The sequence below is a fragment of the Prevotella micans F0438 genome, from assembly GCF_000243035.1.
Lineage (GTDB): Bacteria > Bacteroidota > Bacteroidia > Bacteroidales > Bacteroidaceae > Prevotella > Prevotella micans.
Genome location: NZ_JH594522.1, coordinates 150,497 through 168,333, shown reverse-complemented (window position 1 = coordinate 168,333; position 17,837 = coordinate 150,497). Strand labels below are relative to the sequence as shown.

At 42.8% G+C, this 17,837-nt stretch carries 12 protein-coding genes and 1 pseudogene; 6 read left to right on the top strand and 7 right to left on the bottom strand.

Annotated elements, in window-relative coordinates; translation table 11 throughout:
- Positions 1 to 373: 373 nt before the first annotated feature.
- Genes HMPREF9140_RS05245 through HMPREF9140_RS05230 form a run of 4 tightly spaced genes read right to left on the bottom strand, consistent with a single transcriptional unit; the run spans position 374 to position 7,731 of the window.
- A complete protein-coding gene (locus HMPREF9140_RS05245; protein WP_006952368.1) occupies positions 374 to 1,996 on the bottom strand; it encodes an MFS transporter in 1,623 nt (540 codons plus the stop codon).
- Between the two features lie 31 nt (positions 1,997 to 2,027).
- Positions 2,028 to 4,193, bottom strand: a complete 2,166-nt coding sequence (locus tag HMPREF9140_RS05240; protein WP_006952367.1) for a S9 family peptidase — start codon at positions 4,191 to 4,193, stop codon at positions 2,028 to 2,030.
- Between the two features lie 4 nt (positions 4,194 to 4,197).
- The gene (gene yidC / locus HMPREF9140_RS05235) at positions 4,198 to 6,120 is read right to left on the bottom strand and encodes a membrane protein insertase YidC (protein ID WP_006952366.1); all 1,923 of its coding nucleotides are present in this window, start codon (positions 6,118 to 6,120) and stop codon (positions 4,198 to 4,200) included.
- Positions 6,121 to 7,731: a CTP synthase gene (locus tag HMPREF9140_RS05230; protein ID WP_006952364.1), complete on the bottom strand. Its 1,611-nt coding sequence runs from the start codon at positions 7,729 to 7,731 to the stop codon at positions 6,121 to 6,123. It lies immediately after the preceding gene.
- A 530-nt stretch (positions 7,732 to 8,261) separates the two neighbouring features.
- On the opposite strand from HMPREF9140_RS05230, the gene HMPREF9140_RS05225 reads away from it, so the two are divergent.
- From HMPREF9140_RS05225 to HMPREF9140_RS05220, 4 genes and pseudogenes are all read left to right on the top strand, one after another.
- Complete coding sequence (locus tag HMPREF9140_RS05225; RefSeq protein WP_006952355.1) at positions 8,262 to 9,377, top strand: porin; 1,116 nt, start codon at positions 8,262 to 8,264, stop codon at positions 9,375 to 9,377.
- Between the two features lie 116 nt (positions 9,378 to 9,493).
- Positions 9,494 to 9,673, top strand: a complete 180-nt coding sequence (locus HMPREF9140_RS10500) for a hypothetical protein (RefSeq protein WP_006952353.1) — start codon at positions 9,494 to 9,496, stop codon at positions 9,671 to 9,673.
- A 1-nt stretch (position 9,674) separates the two neighbouring features.
- A pseudogene (locus HMPREF9140_RS10790) lies at positions 9,675 to 9,910 on the top strand (transposase); the annotation flags it as partial.
- A gap of 358 nt (positions 9,911 to 10,268) precedes the next feature.
- Positions 10,269 to 12,329, top strand: coding sequence for a TonB-dependent receptor (locus HMPREF9140_RS05220; protein ID WP_006952352.1), 2,061 nt, complete (start codon positions 10,269 to 10,271; stop codon positions 12,327 to 12,329).
- A gap of 6 nt (positions 12,330 to 12,335) precedes the next feature.
- Here the strand turns inward: HMPREF9140_RS05220 and HMPREF9140_RS10890 are convergent, their stop codons facing one another.
- The 3 genes from HMPREF9140_RS10890 to HMPREF9140_RS05210 form a co-directional block, all read right to left on the bottom strand.
- The gene (locus HMPREF9140_RS10890; RefSeq protein WP_006952351.1) at positions 12,336 to 12,467 is read right to left on the bottom strand and encodes a hypothetical protein; all 132 of its coding nucleotides are present in this window, start codon (positions 12,465 to 12,467) and stop codon (positions 12,336 to 12,338) included.
- A 583-nt stretch (positions 12,468 to 13,050) separates the two neighbouring features.
- On the bottom strand, positions 13,051 to 13,734 hold the full coding sequence (locus tag HMPREF9140_RS05215; protein WP_006952350.1) for a YggS family pyridoxal phosphate-dependent enzyme: 684 nt from the start codon (positions 13,732 to 13,734) through the stop codon (positions 13,051 to 13,053).
- Positions 13,727 to 14,191 carry a DUF4494 domain-containing protein gene (locus HMPREF9140_RS05210; protein ID WP_006952349.1) on the bottom strand — a complete coding sequence of 155 codons (465 nt, stop codon included), beginning with the start codon at positions 14,189 to 14,191 and terminating at the stop codon, positions 13,727 to 13,729. Before HMPREF9140_RS05210 ends, HMPREF9140_RS05215 begins: the two co-directional genes overlap by 8 nt.
- A gap of 199 nt (positions 14,192 to 14,390) precedes the next feature.
- On the opposite strand from HMPREF9140_RS05210, the gene HMPREF9140_RS05205 reads away from it, so the two are divergent.
- Together HMPREF9140_RS05205 and HMPREF9140_RS05200 are read left to right on the top strand one after the other, a co-directional pair.
- Positions 14,391 to 15,593, top strand: a complete 1,203-nt coding sequence (locus HMPREF9140_RS05205; protein ID WP_006952348.1) for a pyridoxal phosphate-dependent aminotransferase — start codon at positions 14,391 to 14,393, stop codon at positions 15,591 to 15,593.
- A gap of 3 nt (positions 15,594 to 15,596) precedes the next feature.
- On the top strand, positions 15,597 to 16,841 hold the full coding sequence (locus HMPREF9140_RS05200) for an ABC transporter permease (RefSeq protein WP_006952347.1): 1,245 nt from the start codon (positions 15,597 to 15,599) through the stop codon (positions 16,839 to 16,841).
- Positions 16,842 to 17,837 lie beyond the last annotated feature (996 nt).

Genomic DNA, 17,837 nt, shown 5'->3' with positions numbered 1-17,837 from the left:
GTGTGTGTGTGTGTGTGTGTGTGTGTGTGTGTGTGTGTGTGTTAGCACTTTTTTCGAACCCACCAAATATTCAGACGAAAAAATCACAGAGAAATCGAAATTTCTCTGCGTCATCGGGGCGATGGAATATGTTGCTATGTAACTCACGGCGGCAAAGGTATACTAATCAATCTTTTCGAGCAAGAAAGGAGCTATCTTTTTGATTTTATTGGTGTCTGGTAAACTGAAATAATCAATGATAGCAGGGATGCAAACGCACGATGTAACCACATAGCAAAGGGTAGATGCTTCCAAATGAGCATCTACCCTTTGCTGTGTGAATTACTTTATCAAGACTGTTAGAATTCTTGTAAAGCGCGTGTCGACTAGTTTTTTATTGCTTTATGTTCGGCTCTTCGAGTCCAAGATGCTTTTTCTTGTCGACAACCTTTAAGGTTAGACCGATGAACAACGCTATACCACCCAAACCGGCGAGCATGATTAGGGGAGCGGTGTAGTTGAGCTGGGTAGGATCGGTTATGCCAACATTTGTTTTGTCGAGTACCTTACCGATAAGCAATGGGAATAGCCACAGGCCGATGTTCTGAATCCAGAAAATCAAAGCATAGGCCGAACCAATGATTTTTGCATCGACCAACTTCGGAACGCTGGGCCACAAGGAGGCTGGAACAAGGGAGAATGATGCTCCGAGAACAAGTATGGTTACATAGGCTACGATGACTCCGCCTACCTGACTGTCTTTGAACATCGGCAGAACAAAGGCAAACGTGAGATGGCAAAGAATAAGCAACATCGACCCCAGGACTAGCATCGAAGCAGCCTTTCCTTTATGGTCGACATAGCTACCAAGAATCGGGGTAATACCAACTGCCAAAAGTGGGAATACTGCGAAAATAGATTCGGCCGACTGACGCATATAACCCATATAACAGTAAAGCACAAGGCTGGCTACTGAGAGAATGAGCATGGAGTTCTTCATTACCTTTTTCTTCATGAAATTGAACATGAAAGCCGTAGCTGCAACCAGTAGCATTATAATATATTGAACGATGGTTACACTAGAAGATGCCCAGAATGAGTCGGCGGGAATATCAGTAAACGTGAGATTACACTGGAGCATATTCACGGCATATTTCTGGAATGGGAATATAGCAGAATAATAGAGCACACATAGTAGAGCAACAAGCCAGAATCCCATGCTAGTTAGAATCTTTCCGAGGTCACTAATCTTGAATGGGTCTTCTTTCTCTTCGGCTTCACCTGTTTGTGAGTCGAGTTTCTTGTCCATGAAGAAATAAACAACGAACATCATCAAGGCTATGCAGATGAGTACGACTCCGAAAGCTACCGAGCGCGAAACGTCGATGTTACCGCCTAGCTTGGCGAAAAACGGTGAGAAAATCATACATGTTGCCACACCTAAACGTGCAAGAGCCATTTCAGAACCCATCGCAAGGGCCATTTCGCGACCTTTGAACCATTTAACTATACCGCGAGAAACTGTGATACCGGCCATCTCGGTTCCGCAACCGAATAGCATGAAGCCTATGGCTGCTACTTTGGCCGAGGCTGGCATTCCCTCGTAGAAGGGCGATACACCAAGCTGTTCGAACACTGGAATATGGTTCAGGTTGTTTGTGAACCAAACATCAAGAGCGCTTCCTTTGAACGCCTCGCTGATGGCGTAGTATTTAATTAAGGCTCCTATGAGCATAACCGTTCCTGAGAGTACCGCTGTGAATCGCACTCCCATCTTGTCGAGAATTATTCCGGCGAAGATGAGGAAGAACACGAATACGTTCAGGAAGGTTTCAGAACCTTGCATAGTTCCAAAAGAGGTGGAATCCCATCCTCTTTCGGAGAGCATCAAATCTTTGATTGGCGAAAGAATGTCTACGAAGATATAGGCGCAGAACATTGCGAGTGCCAAAAGGAGTAGAGCCGTCCAGCGCATTGCAGCGGAGTCTCTGAGAGTTGCTTTAATCTTGTCTGTCATGTTATTTTGATTTTTATAAGTTCCGTGTGTTTTATTTCTTCAGCCAGCGGTCGAGCCAGTTGAAGAATGTTCTTTGCCATAGGATTCCGTTTTGCGGTTTAAGAACCCAGTGGTTTTCGTCGGGGAAGAGCAGTAACTCTGCCGGAATACCACGAAGGCGAGCTGCATTGAAAGCTCCCATACCTTGGTTTGCGTTTATGCGATAGTCTTTTTCGCCGTGTATGCATAGAATTGGCGTGTCCCATTTGTCTACATCTAAGTGTGGACTGTTTGCATAGGTTCGTTTTGCGGCTTCGGTTTGGTCTTTGTTCCAATATGCGTCGTCGTATTCCCAATTGCTGAACCATGCTTCTTCGGTGTCGGTATACATGCTTTGAAGATTGAATGCGCCGTCGTGAGCAATGAAGCATTTGAAGCGTTTGTTGTGGTGGCCTGCCAAATAGTAAACCGAGAATCCGCCGAAGGATGCGCCTACGGCTCCGAGTTTGTTTTTGTCCACATAGGGCAGGTTTTGGCAGGCGTCGTCGATGGCCGAGAGATAATCTTTCATGCACTGACCAGTCCAATCGCTACTTATTTCTTCGTTCCATTCACTACCGTAGCCAGGAAGTCCACGGCGGTTGGGGGCAATGATTACATAACCGTGGGCGGCCATTATTTGGAAGTTCCAACGGAAGCTCCAGAATTGCGATACGGGGCTTTGTGGGCCGCCTTCGCAATAGAGTAGGGTGGGATATTTCTTTGTGGGGTCGAAATGCGGCGGGGTAATTACCCATACTTGCATGTCTTTGCCGTCGGTGGTTTTAACCCAACGGTCTTTAACTTCACCCAGAGCCAACTGGTCGTAAATATGTTTATTCTCGAAGCTTAGTTGAATTTGCTGGCTGGCCTTTTCTTTCTTTGAAAGAATTACTGCATAGATTTCGTTTGCTTGCGACATGCTGTGGCGCAGAGCCAGGAGTTTCTTGCCGTCGTTGCCTAGGAGGGCAACCGAAGCATAGTCGTGCTGTCCGTCGGTGAGCTGTTTCACTTCGCCCTTCAAATTAGTTTGATAGATATTCACCGTTGCATGCCAACAGCCAGTGAAATAAATATCCTTTGAGTTAGGAGCCCAAACGAATGCATCTACATTAGAGTCGAAACGTTCAGCTACATAGGTTTTCTTACCTGTTGCAAGTTCGTATACGCAAAGACGATTTCTGTCGCTTTCATATCCGTTGTTCTTCATGCTTTGCCAGGCTATGTATTTTCCGTCGGGTGAGAACTGCGGATTCACATCGTAACCCACATTGAAGTCGCCGTCTTGATGGTTCACTTTTTGGTTGCGCATTGTTTTGGTTGCGTCAATCTTCGGCTCTACATAACCCTCGGGCTTGCATAGGTTTATTGTTTTACGGGTGTCGATGTTGTATAAGTAAATGTCGGCATCGGTTGAGATTGCATAGTTCACACCTTCTTTTTTACGACATGTGTAGGCTATGGTTTTCGAGTCTTGACTCCAATCGAACTGCTCGATTCCACCGAACGGAGCCAGCGGACTTTCAAACGGTTCGCCTTCTAGAATATCCTTCCCGTCGTTAACGCCCGATGCGGTTACATCGGCAACAAATGGGTGGGCAATGCTTTGTACGTAATGATCCCAGTGCCTGTAGTTCATGTCAGTTATAACCATGCCGGTTGTTTTCGGCAGGTCGGCGGGATTCTTTTTTATAGTGCCGTGATAGGGCAGGCTCTTAATAAGGATTACACGCGCCTTATCGGGCGAGAAAAGGAATCCTTCGATATCGATTTTCGAGTTTGTGAGCTTTTTGCGATTTGTCCCGTCGGCGCTCATTGTCCATAGTTGCCCTTCGGATAGATAGGCAATAGTATTATCGTCGAACCAGGTTGCGTCGGTTTCGCTTTTGGCCGAGGTTGTTAACTGTCGCACATTCTTTCCGTCGGCATCCATCGTGCAAATAACCTGGTGACCTTTGTTTTCGGCCACACTGTAGTACCCAACCTGGTAGACAATTTTCTTTCCATTGGGCGATGCTTGTGCGTTTCCAATTCTTCCCATTGCCCAAAGAGCTTCGGGAGTCATAAGGTCACTGCTTAACGTAATGTTGTTCTTTCCAATGTTCACGTTTTGTGCATTTAAGGTTCCACCGTTAACCAGTAAGGCTGTTGCGATGGCGATAGAAATATTTCTGTTCATGGCTTTAATATTTTTTCTTTCTATTAAGTTCGTCTTGTTTTCGTTTAAGTTCATCTTTTTGTTGCTGCTGCATTTGTTGCAATGCCTGCATTCGAGCCAAAAGACCGCTTGCTTTCTGCGGATTCTTTTTGTTTTCAGCTCTGCGATTCTCTAAGATAGCCAGGAGTTTTTCTTCGTTTGTCGTTTTGCGAAGAGTCCACATAATTGCTGCCGAGAAAAACAGCGAAATAAAGTAGTAGAAGTTTAGGCCCGACGAATAATCGTTGAACATGAAGAAGAAGAATACCGGCATGAGATACATCATCCATTGCATCATCTTCATCTGGTCGGCCTGTTGTCCAACCATCTGATCTTTCTGTTGCTGCATTGTGAACCATGAATAAAGAACGTTGGCTCCGCAGAACAGAATACAAGTAAGCGATAGGTGGTCGCCAATAAGCCATAGGTCATGACTCCAGGTAATAATCGGATCGTAGGTGCTCAAATCGTGCATCCAAAGGAAACTTTCGCCGCGAAGCTGAATGGCGTTCGGCACGAAGTTGAACATTGCAATCCAGATGGGCATTTGTATTAGCATAGGCAAGCATCCAGACAGCGGACTCACGCCGTATTCAGAATACATCTGCATCATTGCCTGCTGCTTTTGCATTTGGTCTTCGGGCTTGTTGTATTGCTTTGTAGCCTCGTCGAGCTTGGGTTTAAGCACGCGCATCTTGGCCGAACTCATATAGCTCCTCTTTACCATTGGGAACGTAATTAACTTCAATAGCAAAGTGATGAGAATAAGTACAACGCCCATTGGGAAAACCTTGCTAAGCCAATCGAAAACGTAGAGTGTAAACCAGCGATTTATTATCCTGAACAAGGGCCAGCCAAGGTAAACCAGGCTTTGCATGTCGAGATTCTTACCAAAAGCGCTTTCTTTTTCGACAGCTTGTAGAAGCTGGAAATCGTTGGGCCCGATATAGAACTCGAATTGAGAAGCTTTACGACCACTGGGGTCGAATGCCGTTTTCATCTTGGCCTGATAGCTCTTTAAATAATGAGATTCTTTATTTAGCGGAGTGCTTTTGAGTTCGGCTCCTTTGGCGAATCCGTCTTTCGAGATGAGAACGGCCGAGAAGAATTGATTCTTGAATGCTACCCAGTCGAGAGCCTCCTCTGTTTTTTCTTCGCTTTCTGATGTTTCGCTCAGTTTGTCGGTGCCGCCCACAGTTTCTTTGTAAGTAAGGGTCGAATATCGATTCTCGAAATTATATCCCAATTCCTGTTGCCTACACCTGTCTTGCCAGTCGACATAAATCTGGTTGTATCCGGGATTAAACAAGCCGTTCATTCCTTCGGCGCGAACATTCATTGAGAGAATGTAGTTCTTTCCGAGCTTGTAATCGATTATTAATTGCTGTTTTTCACCTGCTTTTGCAGTAAGAATGAGCGTTGAATCTGTAACGGCTGACGGAACGAAATAAAGGTCTTTCGTCTCTAAATTCATCTCCTTTGTTGCCAAAGAGAAGTTCAAGCTCTGCTCGTCGCCGCTAAAAAGCGTAACGTCTTTCTGGGCTTTAGTTCTATCGCCCGACTTTACATCGTGCCCCACATAATTCTTTATAACGGCCTTTCGCAGAACGCCGCCTTTTGTGTCGATTGTTAGCGCAACCTTACTGTTTGAGAGTACAATTTCTTGCGATTTCCCTTGCAGAGCCGAATGAAACAAAGCCGACGTATCGGAAGCGATTACTGCCCGTTGTTTTGTTTGTTTTTGCTTTGCAATTTTTTCGGCCTGTGCTTTTTTAGCTGAAGCTATTGAGTCTTTAACAAATTCTTGTCGTTGCTTTTCAACTTGTTCGGCCGAGGGCTGTTGCCACCAACCGAAGCCAATAAGTACAAGGGCTATTAAGGCAAACCCTATGATGGTGTTTCTATCCATTTATTTGTTTTTGTGTTGTTCTATTGCTGTTTTCACGAAGTCGAGGAACAAAGGATGCGGATTCAGAACCGTTGATTGATATTCCGGATGGAACTGCGTGCCGATATACCATTTCAAACTGGGAATCTCTACAATCTCAACAAGCTCGCTCTCTGGATTCCTACCAACGCATTTCATTCCGTTTCGTTCGTATTCTTTCTCGAAGTTATTATTGAATTCATAACGATGCCGATGACGCTCTTGTATGTGTTCCTTCCTATATATATCGAACGCGCGAGAACCCTGTCTTAATAGGCATTCGTAGGCCCCGAGTCGCATTGTTCCGCCCATGTTCGTTATGTTTTTCTGCTCTTCCATGATATCAATCACGTTGTGAGGCGTCTTCTCGTCCATTTCGCGCGAATTTGCATCGGCATATCCCAGTACGTTGCGCGCAAACTCAATAACCATCATCTGCATGCCAAGGCAGATGCCGAACGTAGGAATATCGTGTGTGCGAGTATGATGCGCAGCGATAATCTTACCCGCGATTCCGCGCTGCCCGAATCCAGGACAAATAACTATTCCGTCCAATCCAGCCAGCTTTTCAGCCACGTTTTCTTCGGTTAACTTTTCAGAATTTATGAACGAAATAACCGTCTTATGGTCGTTATATGTTCCGGCTTGCGATAAACTTTCGCGTATGCTCTTGTAAGCGTCCTGAAGGTCGTACTTGCCCACCAGCCCGATGTTAACTGTCTTGGTTGCCTTTTCGCGACGCTCAAGAAAAGCCTTCCAAGGCCCCAATTGCGGAGCAGGCTCAATAGGCTCATTGCATTTGCGAAGCACAGCCGCGTCGAGCCCCTGATTTTGCATATTCACCGGAACCTCGTAGATGCTTGGCAAATCTTCGCTCTGCACAACGCAGTCGAAATCTACATTACAAAAAGCTGCCACCTTTTTTCTTATGCCATCGCCCAGATGTTTCTCTGTTCGCAGCACCAAAATATCGGGCTGTATTCCTATGCTTTGAAGCTCTTTAACGCTGTGTTGTGTAGGCTTTGTTTTTAGTTCGCCCGCTGCTTTCAAGAAAGGAACATAAGTAAGATGCATATTTATAGCCCTCTTGCCGAGTTCCCATTTCAGTTGCCTGATGGCCTCAATAAAAGGTGCCGACTCAATGTCGCCAATTGTTCCGCCTATTTCGGTTATAACAAAGTCATAGTGAAATTTCTGTCCAAGTAGTTTTATGTTTCTCTTAATCTCGTCGGTTATATGCGGCACAACCTGAATGGTTTTACCAAGATAATCGCCCCGCCGTTCTTTATCGATAACGCTTTTGTAGATTCTTCCGGTTGTCATCGAATTAGCCTTGGTTGTTTGAATTCCGGTAAAGCGTTCATAATGTCCCAGGTCGAGATCGGTTTCCATTCCGTCCACCGTTACATAGCATTCACCGTGTTCATATGGGTTTAGCGTTCCCGGGTCTATGTTTATATAGGGGTCGAATTTTTGTATTGTTATATTATATCCTCTCGCTTGCAAAAGTTTTCCGAGTGACGACGATATTATGCCTTTTCCAAGTGATGAAACCACACCACCAGTAACGAAGATATATTTTGTTTCAGCCACAATTAAGTCTGTATTTAAAGTTGTTTATTTTGCTTGGATTATGTTCATGATAACCAGTTTGCAAAGGTAAACGAAAAGTTTTATTACCGTGCTTGGTTTATCTATGTTATAATTCATGCTTCTATAGTCTATCTCTGCTTGTTGAGGTTGTATAAAGTTGTTCACAGTATTAAAATTCAATGAGTCGTCTAAAGTTTCCGATGTTTATTTTATTTGCTATACTGTAGAAAAAGCTAAAAAGATAGGATAGCTTCAAAATATTGGAATAAGCATTGATTGAAGTCGGTAGACAGAGATTTTAATTTCTGATTTGACAATAGAACATCTCTGCAGAATGCTACTAAATCTCTTTTTCTATATCATATTTTCTATATCATACTTTCGTCTTGTGAAAATCCATTACAAGAGGTTTCACTCCATCTTTTTAAGTCAAATCACAACAGAAACACACTGTAAGCAATTAACTTTGCAAACAACAAACAATCGCCTTACAACAACAAGAATCATAAACTAAAATCAAATAAAAGCATATGAAAAAAAATCTTATTATCACCCTTATGGCAATCACCAGTCTGGCAGCAAATGCACAAACGCCAGCATGGATTAACAACGTTAAAGTATCAGGATTTGGAATGCTGCAATATCAATACAGCAGTCAGAAAGATTCAAAAGCAAATTCTTTCAATCTGCGAATGGGGAGACTAGCTGTAGATGGGAAAATTCTCAATAACTTCTACTGGAAAGCGCAACTTCAGTTCAACGGCAATACATCGACTCTTGGGGTATCGCCGCGAGTTGTTGATCTCTTTGTTGAATGGCAACAATACGACTTCCTGAAAATCAAAGTAGGACAATTCAAGAATCCTTTCACCTTCGAAAATCCAATACACCCAATAGAACAAGGATTCATGTCGTATTCGCAAGCTGTCACAGCATTTGCTGGATTTAACGACCGAAGCGGAAAACATAGTTCAAACGGTCGCGACATAGGTTTGCAATTGCAAGGCGACCTTTTCAAAAATCAGGATGACCGGGCAATTCTGCACTATCAAGTCGGAGTGTTCAATGGACAAGGAATAAACGTGAAAGACCTCGATCAACAAAAAAATCTTATCGGTGGTCTGTGGGTTATGCCTATTAAAGGAATGCGTCTAGGATGTTTCGGATGGACTGGTTCGTATGCACGAAAAGGAACCTGGACTAATCCAGATGGAACCGTACAAACTGGAACACGAAGCCTGCAGCAACGCCGATATGCCTTCTCAGCCGAATATTTGTTGAATGACTGGACATTCCGCTCGGAATATATTCACTCTACAGGCGGGGCCTTCTCCAAACCGCTAAACAACACAAACGACGAAGCCTCGAAAGACTGTAACCTAAGTACTGCAGGCGATCAGTCACAAGGAGTTTATGCCATCGTTATAGCCCCAATTGTGAAAGAGAAACTTCATATCAAAGCTCGCTACGACATGTATCAACCAAGTAAGGAAAATAAACAGCAGAAAACAATCTACGAAATCGGAGCGAACTATCATTTCAACAAAAACCTGCTCCTCGAAGTTGAATATGCCTATGTGCACAACAAAGCGCTTCCAAATCCGAATCATTCGATAGTTGATGTGCAGCTCAACTTTAGATTCTAGATAGCTCATCTCACTCGTGCATACAAACAAAATGCGGAGCAACAAGCCATTGCTACGCATTTTTTGATACCTTTGCCGACAGAAATACCGGTTTTAAACCATAAATAAACAACAAAATGTCACATAAGTCAAAATCGCACCGCAGACGACACTACAACGAACACACAGGTTTCGACCTGTCAATGCATCGTTCAGCAGCTAAGCGTCGCCGAATGTGGGCACGATTCTTCCTCTTCCTGACAATTCTGTTGGCAACCGTAATCAGTCTTTGGGTCTACTGGGTCTACACACACTAAGCATAAAGGAACAAGAGAACATGAAATTACTGAAAGGCAGCAGCGTATCAACGTTACGATAAGTAAGACACGCTATAAAGTAGAACGTACACCTTTGGTTCTATGCATAGATGGTTTGGTGCTGGAATAGCAAGATACGTTGGACTTTCAAAAACACATGCGCAGCATATTATGGAATTCATTGCCTACAACTTATACCGAACACCAGGGATTATGGTGTCAAATTGTATCGGATAATATGAAAATACACCGATAAAAGATTATTATCTACTCAAAAATAACCTCCAGCGGCATCTTTTGGTCAAAAATATTCTTTCTTCTAAGAGTATATGGGGGAAATAGTAGGTTTTGCAGAGGTCTCGGTATAGCTGTGTGCAACTGCCAATTTCCCATTGTACATCCCAAACCCAAACCTGAAGAACCAATTAAGCCTGTAGATCCGGGACAGCCTACAAAGCCTTCTATTTTATAGAGCTTATCTGTGTCTTTAAGGCATAAGTATGGTACATTAATTTGAAGTTAAAGGATATGGCATCGTTAGTATGCCATATCCAATTAAATAGTAACCACCAGAGATGGAATTGCAATATTATATATGAAATATTTTTTTCCAGCAATAATTATCTTGATTTGTAGTCTTGAATCCTTTGCTCAGAGTCAGGATACATTGCAGGCTAAAAGCTTACCAGAAGTAATCGTTAATGGTGCCAATCAGATAGAGACTACAAGAAAAACCATTTTGCGCCCAACATCATTGGAAAGGAAGCACGCCACTAATGGATTTGAACTGCTGGATGTGATGAACTCTCCCGAATTAGAAATTGATACCCACATCTATAACATTACCACAAAAAGTGGCGGAAGTGTAGTGATATGCGTTAACGGAATGGAAGTGTCAAATGAAGAAGTAGCTATGCTCCGGGCAAAGAATGTGCAATCTATTGAGTATGTTCGTACACCTGGAGGAAAATATGCAGGGAAGGCAGGTGTTCTCAATTTTATTACAATACAATACGAATATGGAGGAAATGTATATTTCTCAGCAGAGGAAGGATTTGCTTACAAACAAGGTAATTATCTCGGCTATATAGACTACACTCATAAAGGCTTGACACTTTCGCTTACAACCTCGTTTGACTGGAACCATGACCACAGCTATAGCGAGGGTGTGGATCAGTATATTTTCTCTGATGGTAATATGCTTGAAAGAAACTATACCCCAATATCGTCATTCTCTAAGACTAACAATCAAGGAGGAAGGCTTAAACTTACATCTATCGGCAGCAACCATCGACTCAATATATATGCTTCTTTTGTTCGCCAAGCGGAACCGCAATCCGTTTCAATTAGCGATGTTACATATAGTGGGATGTTTATGGGCAATACCCTGAAGAGTGTTACGACCCAGAGCAGAAATATCTCTCCTTCTGTTTATGCAAACTATACACTGTGGCTTCCTAAAGAGCAGACGCTTGATTTTACAGGTTCTTTCTCTTATGGACATAATAGATATTCAAGTTTATATGACGAGACTGAACATTCTTTTATTTCTACAAAAAGTCATGAAAATAACCATGTAATAATTGGAAGGATCCAATATTCCAAAACATTAAGAAACAACTATACTCTGACAGCAGTTGCCTCTCACGACCATAACTATTATAAAGACACCTACAATGGGAATTTGAGTAGCAATCAAACACTTATAACAGATGCCACTACGGGAATGCTTCAAGTTAGCAAAAATTCAGAAAAATATTATTTCTACCTATCTGCTGGAATTTCCAATACTGCAGTAAGTCTGAATACGAATCATTATGACTATTGCCATCCTATAGCTTTTTATGGGGGAAACTACATAATAGACAGTCATAATTCACTGTCGTTAAATGGACTCTACACTCACACTCTCTTTGATCCTTCAAACAAAAATAAAATGGTGATAAGGAAATCTTTCTTTGAAGTGGTAAAAGGAAATCCTGATCTTGGGACATTGCGTGTGCTTAATAATACCTTATCTTATAATGGACAATTCGGGAAATCGAGAATATCTGTATCCTATAATAACTTCATATACTTCGATAATATTTGTCATGTGTATGGTGCTGATGAGCAGACTGTATCCGACACGAAAGTTAATGAGGGTACCCTTTATGGAAATATGCTTACGGCATCCTACTCATATAATGCTTTTAACGATAAGTTGCGCCTGAATTTTACGGCTATAGAGGAATACAATGCTCTTAAAGGCAAGCATTATGATATTTCAAAAAACACCCTGAGAGCTCGTTTGTCTGCCACTTATCTTATCGGTAATCTACTACTTAAAGCTACTTATAAGACCCCATATACTACTCTGTTTGTGAGTGAACCTTGTTTTACACATAGAAAGTCCGTGTATGAACTTTCTGTAAGTTGGAAGCATAAGGCTTTTTCTGTCGAAGGGGTGATACGAAATCCTTTCAAACGTTATAATGTATCACATACTTCAATGAATTATGGCTGCTACGATCAAAATAGCTGGAGTTACAGCGAAAATAATGGAAGATGTGTAAATCTAAAATTGACATACAATATTGGTTATGGTAAAAAAACAGATAAAGGCGAAATAAATATTGATAAGTCTATCAACAATGCACTTCTGAAAGCATATTAAAGTTACCTACCAACTCATAGGCGGTATGCAGGAAATCAAGTTACAGAGTTGTGCGGAGCCGTGATGCAGGTCTATCATCCGAAGTTGCTCTTTCGGGTCGGACAGGCGGACGTGCCAGTCGTCCCACTTGTCGGGCATATCACCATATTTTTTGCTACTCTTTTCCTTGATTTATCGCTTGCCCTGCTCTCCGCTTTGGGGTGCGTGAAGCACTGCACCATTGCTTTTGAATTTGAGCAGAAAAGAAGCGAATATTTGACAAATATCATACCGGATCTTAACCTGTTTATACCCTCTCGAACTATCTTCGTAAGTTGTTGAGAATAATTAAGTTACAAAAGGAGCCAAAGTGATTTTAAAAAAGTACTATCGTTTTGCCCAAAAAGTACTATCGTTTTACCCAAAAAGTACTATCGTTTTGCCCAAAAAGTACTATCGTTTTTATCGAGAAGTACTATCGTTTTTCTAAGAAGCTAATATTGTTGTGCCAAAAAGACTATAACTTACAGAGAAAAAAGCAGTATCGTTCCTTGTTTATTGTTCTGTTTCATAATCGTTTGGGGGAAATCGTGAATAATCAATGCTTGGTAATTACATTCCTTGCGTTTCCCTTTATTTCCCTTAATTCTTAGCTACTGATTATGCACGTAAAATGATATATTACAAAAAAGAGAATGCAAGGGCATTCTCTTTTTCCATTTCTACACTTGTCACAAACAGTTTAATAAACTCGGTGGCCAAAAATAGCTGTGCCGACACGAACCATAGTTGAACGGCATTCAATCGCCGTTAGATAATCATTGCTCATTCCCCACGAGCGCTCGCAGAAGCGGGCATCAGAAGCGAAATACTTCTCTTTGATTTCGTCAAAGAAGTCGGCAGCAGTAAGCATTTCGCGACGAATTTGATTCTTGTCGTCAACATTTGAAGCCATCATCATCAATCCCGAGATATGAACATTCTGCAGCTCGCGCCACTGACCTTCAGCAAGAAGTTGGCGACAGGCATCGGGCGTGAAACCGTATTTTGTTTCCTCTTCTGCAATGTGCAACTCAAGTAAAACATCTATTGTTCGCTCATACTTAGCTGCCTGCTTATTGATTTCTTTCAAAAGTTTGAGAGAGTCGACAGCCTCAATCATGGAAATGTAAGGCGCAAGGTATTTCACCTTATTGGATTGGAGGTGTCCGATAAAATGCCATTCGATGTCCTTGGGTAGAGACTTAGCTTTGGCCGACAATTCCTGTTCATGACTTTCTCCGAACACACGTTGACCCTCACTATAGGCAACCTCGATGAACTCGGCTGGATGAAATTTGCTCACAGCGACGAGCTTTACATCTGCAGGAACGGTTTCTCGCACCTTGCGAAGCCTCTCGACGCAAAGTTCAAGCTCGTCATTCATTTTCTTTGCTCTTGTTCTTATGTTCGAACACGTCCATAATCTTCGTTTCGGAGATGGCCACTATCTCGTAATCAATCATTGTGCTGTTCATTACTTCTTCGATATGTTTCATAGCGCCGTTTACCGAATGAGCTTGCACAAGATAAGTGACGTATGAGCGTTTTTCTTGTTCGCTTTTCTCGTCGATGGTGATGAAGGATAATCTTGTCTTAAACCAGTTATCATCCGTATCGGCGTCGCTAAAAAAAATCTCTCCATAGGCCGCGGGTGTTATGCCTTTCACCTCAAAGTCGCCTGTGATGTAATGTGACATCTCTTCGGTAATGAAATTTTCGGCTTCTGAAAAGCTCAGGGCGTCTACAGTATAGGTTTCTGTGACTTTTTTGTTACTTCCGTCTTCCATTGTTTTGTCATAACGCACTCGGGTTTCGAACCACATGCTTGTTCTGCTTCTCATAAATTTCAGTGTTTGTTTATGCGCTTTTCCCGGCATTGTTTTCTGGGCTGAAAAAGGCGCGGTTTGTTAGTGCGACAAAGGTATCAAAATCCTTGATAACACTTGAAAGAGTGCCATCTGAATGAAAAATGGTTTAACTTTGTCTGCCGCAGAAAACATATGTCATGTTTATTCTATAAATCTTTAAAACCATATTATCATGCCTAGAATTTCAAAGCGCGGACTCGAAATGTCGGAGTCCCCAATCAGAAAACTCGCTCCATTAGCCGCAGCTGCAAAGAGTCGCGGAGTAAAAGTTTATCATTTAAACATCGGACAACCTGATCTTCCTACGCCGCAGTGTGGTTTGGATGCACTCAAGAAGATTGATCGAAAGGTTCTCGAGTACTCGCCTTCGCAAGGTTATCTCTCCTACCGTGAGAAATTGTGTTCGTATTACGACTCGTTCGGTATCAACCTCACGCCCGACGAGATAATTATTACAACCGGGGGCTCTGAGGCTGTGCTTTTTGCGTTCATGGCGTGCCTCAATCCGGGAGACGAAGTGATTGTTCCGGAGCCGGCTTATGCCAATTACATGTCGTTTGCGATTACGGCGGGCGCGAAGGTTCGCACGATTGCCACATCTATCGAAAATGGGTTCGCGTTGCCGAAGGTGGAGGAATTCGAAGCCTTAATCAACGAGCGAACACGCGCTCTCCTCATCTGCAACCCAAACAATCCTACAGGAACTTTGTACTCTCGCGAAGAGCTTGACCAGATTTGTGAGCTCGTAAAGAAGTACGACTTATATCTTATCTCCGATGAGGTGTATCGGGAGTATGTCTATGCCGATGTTCCATACATTTCTGCGATGACACTTCCCGGTCTTGAGCAGAACACGATTCTGATAGATTCGGTTTCGAAGCGTTACAGCGAGTGCGGAATTAGAATCGGAGCATTGATAACCAAGAACCGCGAGGTGCACGACACGGTTATGAAGTTCTGTCAGGCACGTTTGTCGCCTCCACTTGTGGGTCAGATAATTGCAGAAGCCAGTCTTGACGCCCCCGAGAGTTATGGGCGCGAAGTTTACAACGAGTATGTTGAGCGCAGGAATTGTCTCATTGAGGGATTGAACCGTATCCCCGGTGTGTTCTCCCCGATGCCGATGGGAGCTTTCTACACGGTGGCTAAGCTACCGGTTGAAAATGCCGAAGATTTCTGCAAATGGTGCCTGAGCGACTTCAATTATGAGGGCGAAACAGTGATGATGGCGCCTGCAAGCGGCTTCTACGCAACTCCGGGAGCTGGCAAGAACCAAGTACGAATTGCATATGTGCTCAAGAAAGAGGATCTGCAGCGCGCACTAGTGGTTTTGGAGAAAGCGCTAGCAGTCTATCCCGGAAAGACAATGGAATAGGAAATGAATTTTGCACTCTTTACAGCAACAAGAATCTACGGCGGGGGAGAGAATCGGAAGGTCTCGAAGCCCGCCGTTAGAATTGCGACCGCTGGAGTGGCAATCGGACTGGCCGTGATGATAATTTCGGTGGCAGTTGTGCTCGGATTCAAGCATTCCATCCGCAATAAAGTTGTTGGATTCGGCAGTCACATAACGGTTGCCAACTTTGTGACGCTTCAAAGTAGTGAGCAGTACCCTATACAACTGTCTGATTCGATGATGAAGGCACTTGCGCACACTCCGGGAGTGCGACATGTGCAGCGATTTGCCTATGCTCAAGGTGTGTTGAAGACAAACAACGACTTTCTAGGGGTGACGCTCAAGGGGGTTGACCGCGATTTTGATTCTACTTTTATACATGAGTGCATGGCACAAGGCCAAATTCCGAAGTTTGGAACGGAGGCGAGCACTCAACAACTGCTAATTTCTAAGCACATTGCCGATAAGTTGAAGCTCACAACTGGCAATCGAATATTCGCTTACTTCTTGGACGGACAGCATCTGCGCATTCGGAGGTTTACGATTGCGGGCGTGTATGCAACAAACATGAAACAATTCGATGAACAAATGTGTTTTGCTGACATCACGACCGTTAACAAAATAAATGGATGGAAGCCTGACCAGTACACGGGTGCCGAAATTACCGTGGAAAGCACTCATGCGCTCGACATGACTGCAAAAAATGTTCTCAAAAAGGTGAAGAACAGAACCGACAAGTATGGCGAAACGTATTCGTCGGCAACCATTTTCGAGCAATACCCGCAAATTTTTTCGTGGCTGGGACTCATGGACCTCAACGTTTGGATAATTTTGGCGCTGATGCTTGCTGTGGCGGGTGTGACTATGATTTCTGGATTGTTGATTATAATCTTGGAGCGAACACAAACCATTGGATTGCTCAAGGCATTGGGGGCGCGCAATGCACAAGTGCGTCATATATTTCTTTGGTTCTCTGTGTTTATAATTGGAAAGGGATTGGTAATCGGAAATCTACTCGGGCTGGGTATATGTCTCCTTCAAAAATACACAGGACTAGTCAAGCTTGATCCACAAACCTATTATGTAAGCACGGTTCCGGTTGATGTTGACTGGTTGATTGTTGTAATTCTCAATATTTCCACTCTCTTAATATGCATCTTCGTTCTCATTGGTCCCAGTTACCTGGTGAGCCGCATTCATCCGGCCCGTTCGATGCATTATGAATAACTCTCACTGGCGTGAGATTCAGAAATCACCCCTATTGTAGTATCATGTTTATTTGGGGATTCGGTCAATTTGGCCGAATCCCTTTTTTTATCCCTACATGAGTGGGAAATTTTCTCCAAATTCCATTCATGTTTATTGCACGAGTGGAAAATTTAGTCAAGAAATGACTTATGCAGTATGCATGAATGGAAAATTTGAATAAAATCACATTCATGTAGTATGCATGAGTAGAAAATTGTGTCAATATTATAGATGTGTTTTACTTGAGAATGTATTTAATAATTCATGAATAAGATATGAGAGGCGCATGATTCTAATTCGGGCTATAGCCCGCATATAGGGACAGACCCCGTGTCTGTCCGATATATAAAAATATATAGGGTATATTATTTGGTCTGTAAAATGAAATGAAATTTTGGCGGACAGACACGGGGTCTGTCCCTACATGCGGTCGTTCCGCCCGAGTGGGAGTTTTATATAAAGGAAATTTGGACAGGATTATATTCATGTTTATTACATGAGTGAAGAATTTTCGCCAAATTTCAGTCATGTAGTATGCACTAGTGGAAAATTTGAATAAAATTCCATTCATGCAGTGTGCATAAGTGGAAAATTTGGCCAAGAAATGACTCATGCAGTGTACACAAGTGGAAAATGATAACAAAAATCCACTTGTGCAGTCTGCACAAGTGGATTATGTGAATTAGATTTAACACATGCTGTCTGCATAAGTGGATTATGTGAATCAGATTTAACATATGCAGACTGCATGAGTCGTTTCTGTTAACTGTATTAACTTTCTGTAGACTGCATGAGTCGATTCGAGGTATTATTTTCTATTTCTGCATACTGCATAAGTCAAATTTGAGGCCTCGAATTCATTTCTGCAGACTGCATGAGTCGATTCGAGGTCTTGTTTTTCATTTCTGCAGACTGCACGAGTCGATTCGAGGTCTTGTTTTTCATTTCTGCAGACTGCATGAGTCGATTCGAGGT

What these genes read in the sequence shown, in the direction of transcription:
- HMPREF9140_RS10890 (WP_006952351.1), bottom strand. Translation starts at nt 12,467, where the DNA reads ATGCCCGACAAGTGGGACGACTGGCACGTCCGCCTGTCCGACCCGAAA.
- HMPREF9140_RS05220 (WP_006952352.1), top strand. Translation starts at nt 10,269, where the DNA reads ATGAAATATTTTTTTCCAGCAATAATTATCTTGATTTGTAGTCTTGAA.
- HMPREF9140_RS05210 (WP_006952349.1), bottom strand. Translation starts at nt 14,191, where the DNA reads ATGAGAAGCAGAACAAGCATGTGGTTCGAAACCCGAGTGCGTTATGAC.
- yidC (WP_006952366.1), bottom strand. Translation starts at nt 6,120, where the DNA reads ATGGATAGAAACACCATCATAGGGTTTGCCTTAATAGCCCTTGTACTT.
- HMPREF9140_RS05240 (WP_006952367.1), bottom strand. Translation starts at nt 4,193, where the DNA reads ATGAACAGAAATATTTCTATCGCCATCGCAACAGCCTTACTGGTTAAC.
- HMPREF9140_RS05245 (WP_006952368.1), bottom strand. Translation starts at nt 1,996, where the DNA reads ATGACAGACAAGATTAAAGCAACTCTCAGAGACTCCGCTGCAATGCGC.
- HMPREF9140_RS10500 (WP_006952353.1), top strand. Translation starts at nt 9,494, where the DNA reads ATGTCACATAAGTCAAAATCGCACCGCAGACGACACTACAACGAACAC.
- HMPREF9140_RS05205 (WP_006952348.1), top strand. Translation starts at nt 14,391, where the DNA reads ATGCCTAGAATTTCAAAGCGCGGACTCGAAATGTCGGAGTCCCCAATC.
- HMPREF9140_RS05225 (WP_006952355.1), top strand. Translation starts at nt 8,262, where the DNA reads ATGAAAAAAAATCTTATTATCACCCTTATGGCAATCACCAGTCTGGCA.
- HMPREF9140_RS05200 (WP_006952347.1), top strand. Translation starts at nt 15,597, where the DNA reads ATGAATTTTGCACTCTTTACAGCAACAAGAATCTACGGCGGGGGAGAG.
- HMPREF9140_RS05215 (WP_006952350.1), bottom strand. Translation starts at nt 13,734, where the DNA reads ATGAATGACGAGCTTGAACTTTGCGTCGAGAGGCTTCGCAAGGTGCGA.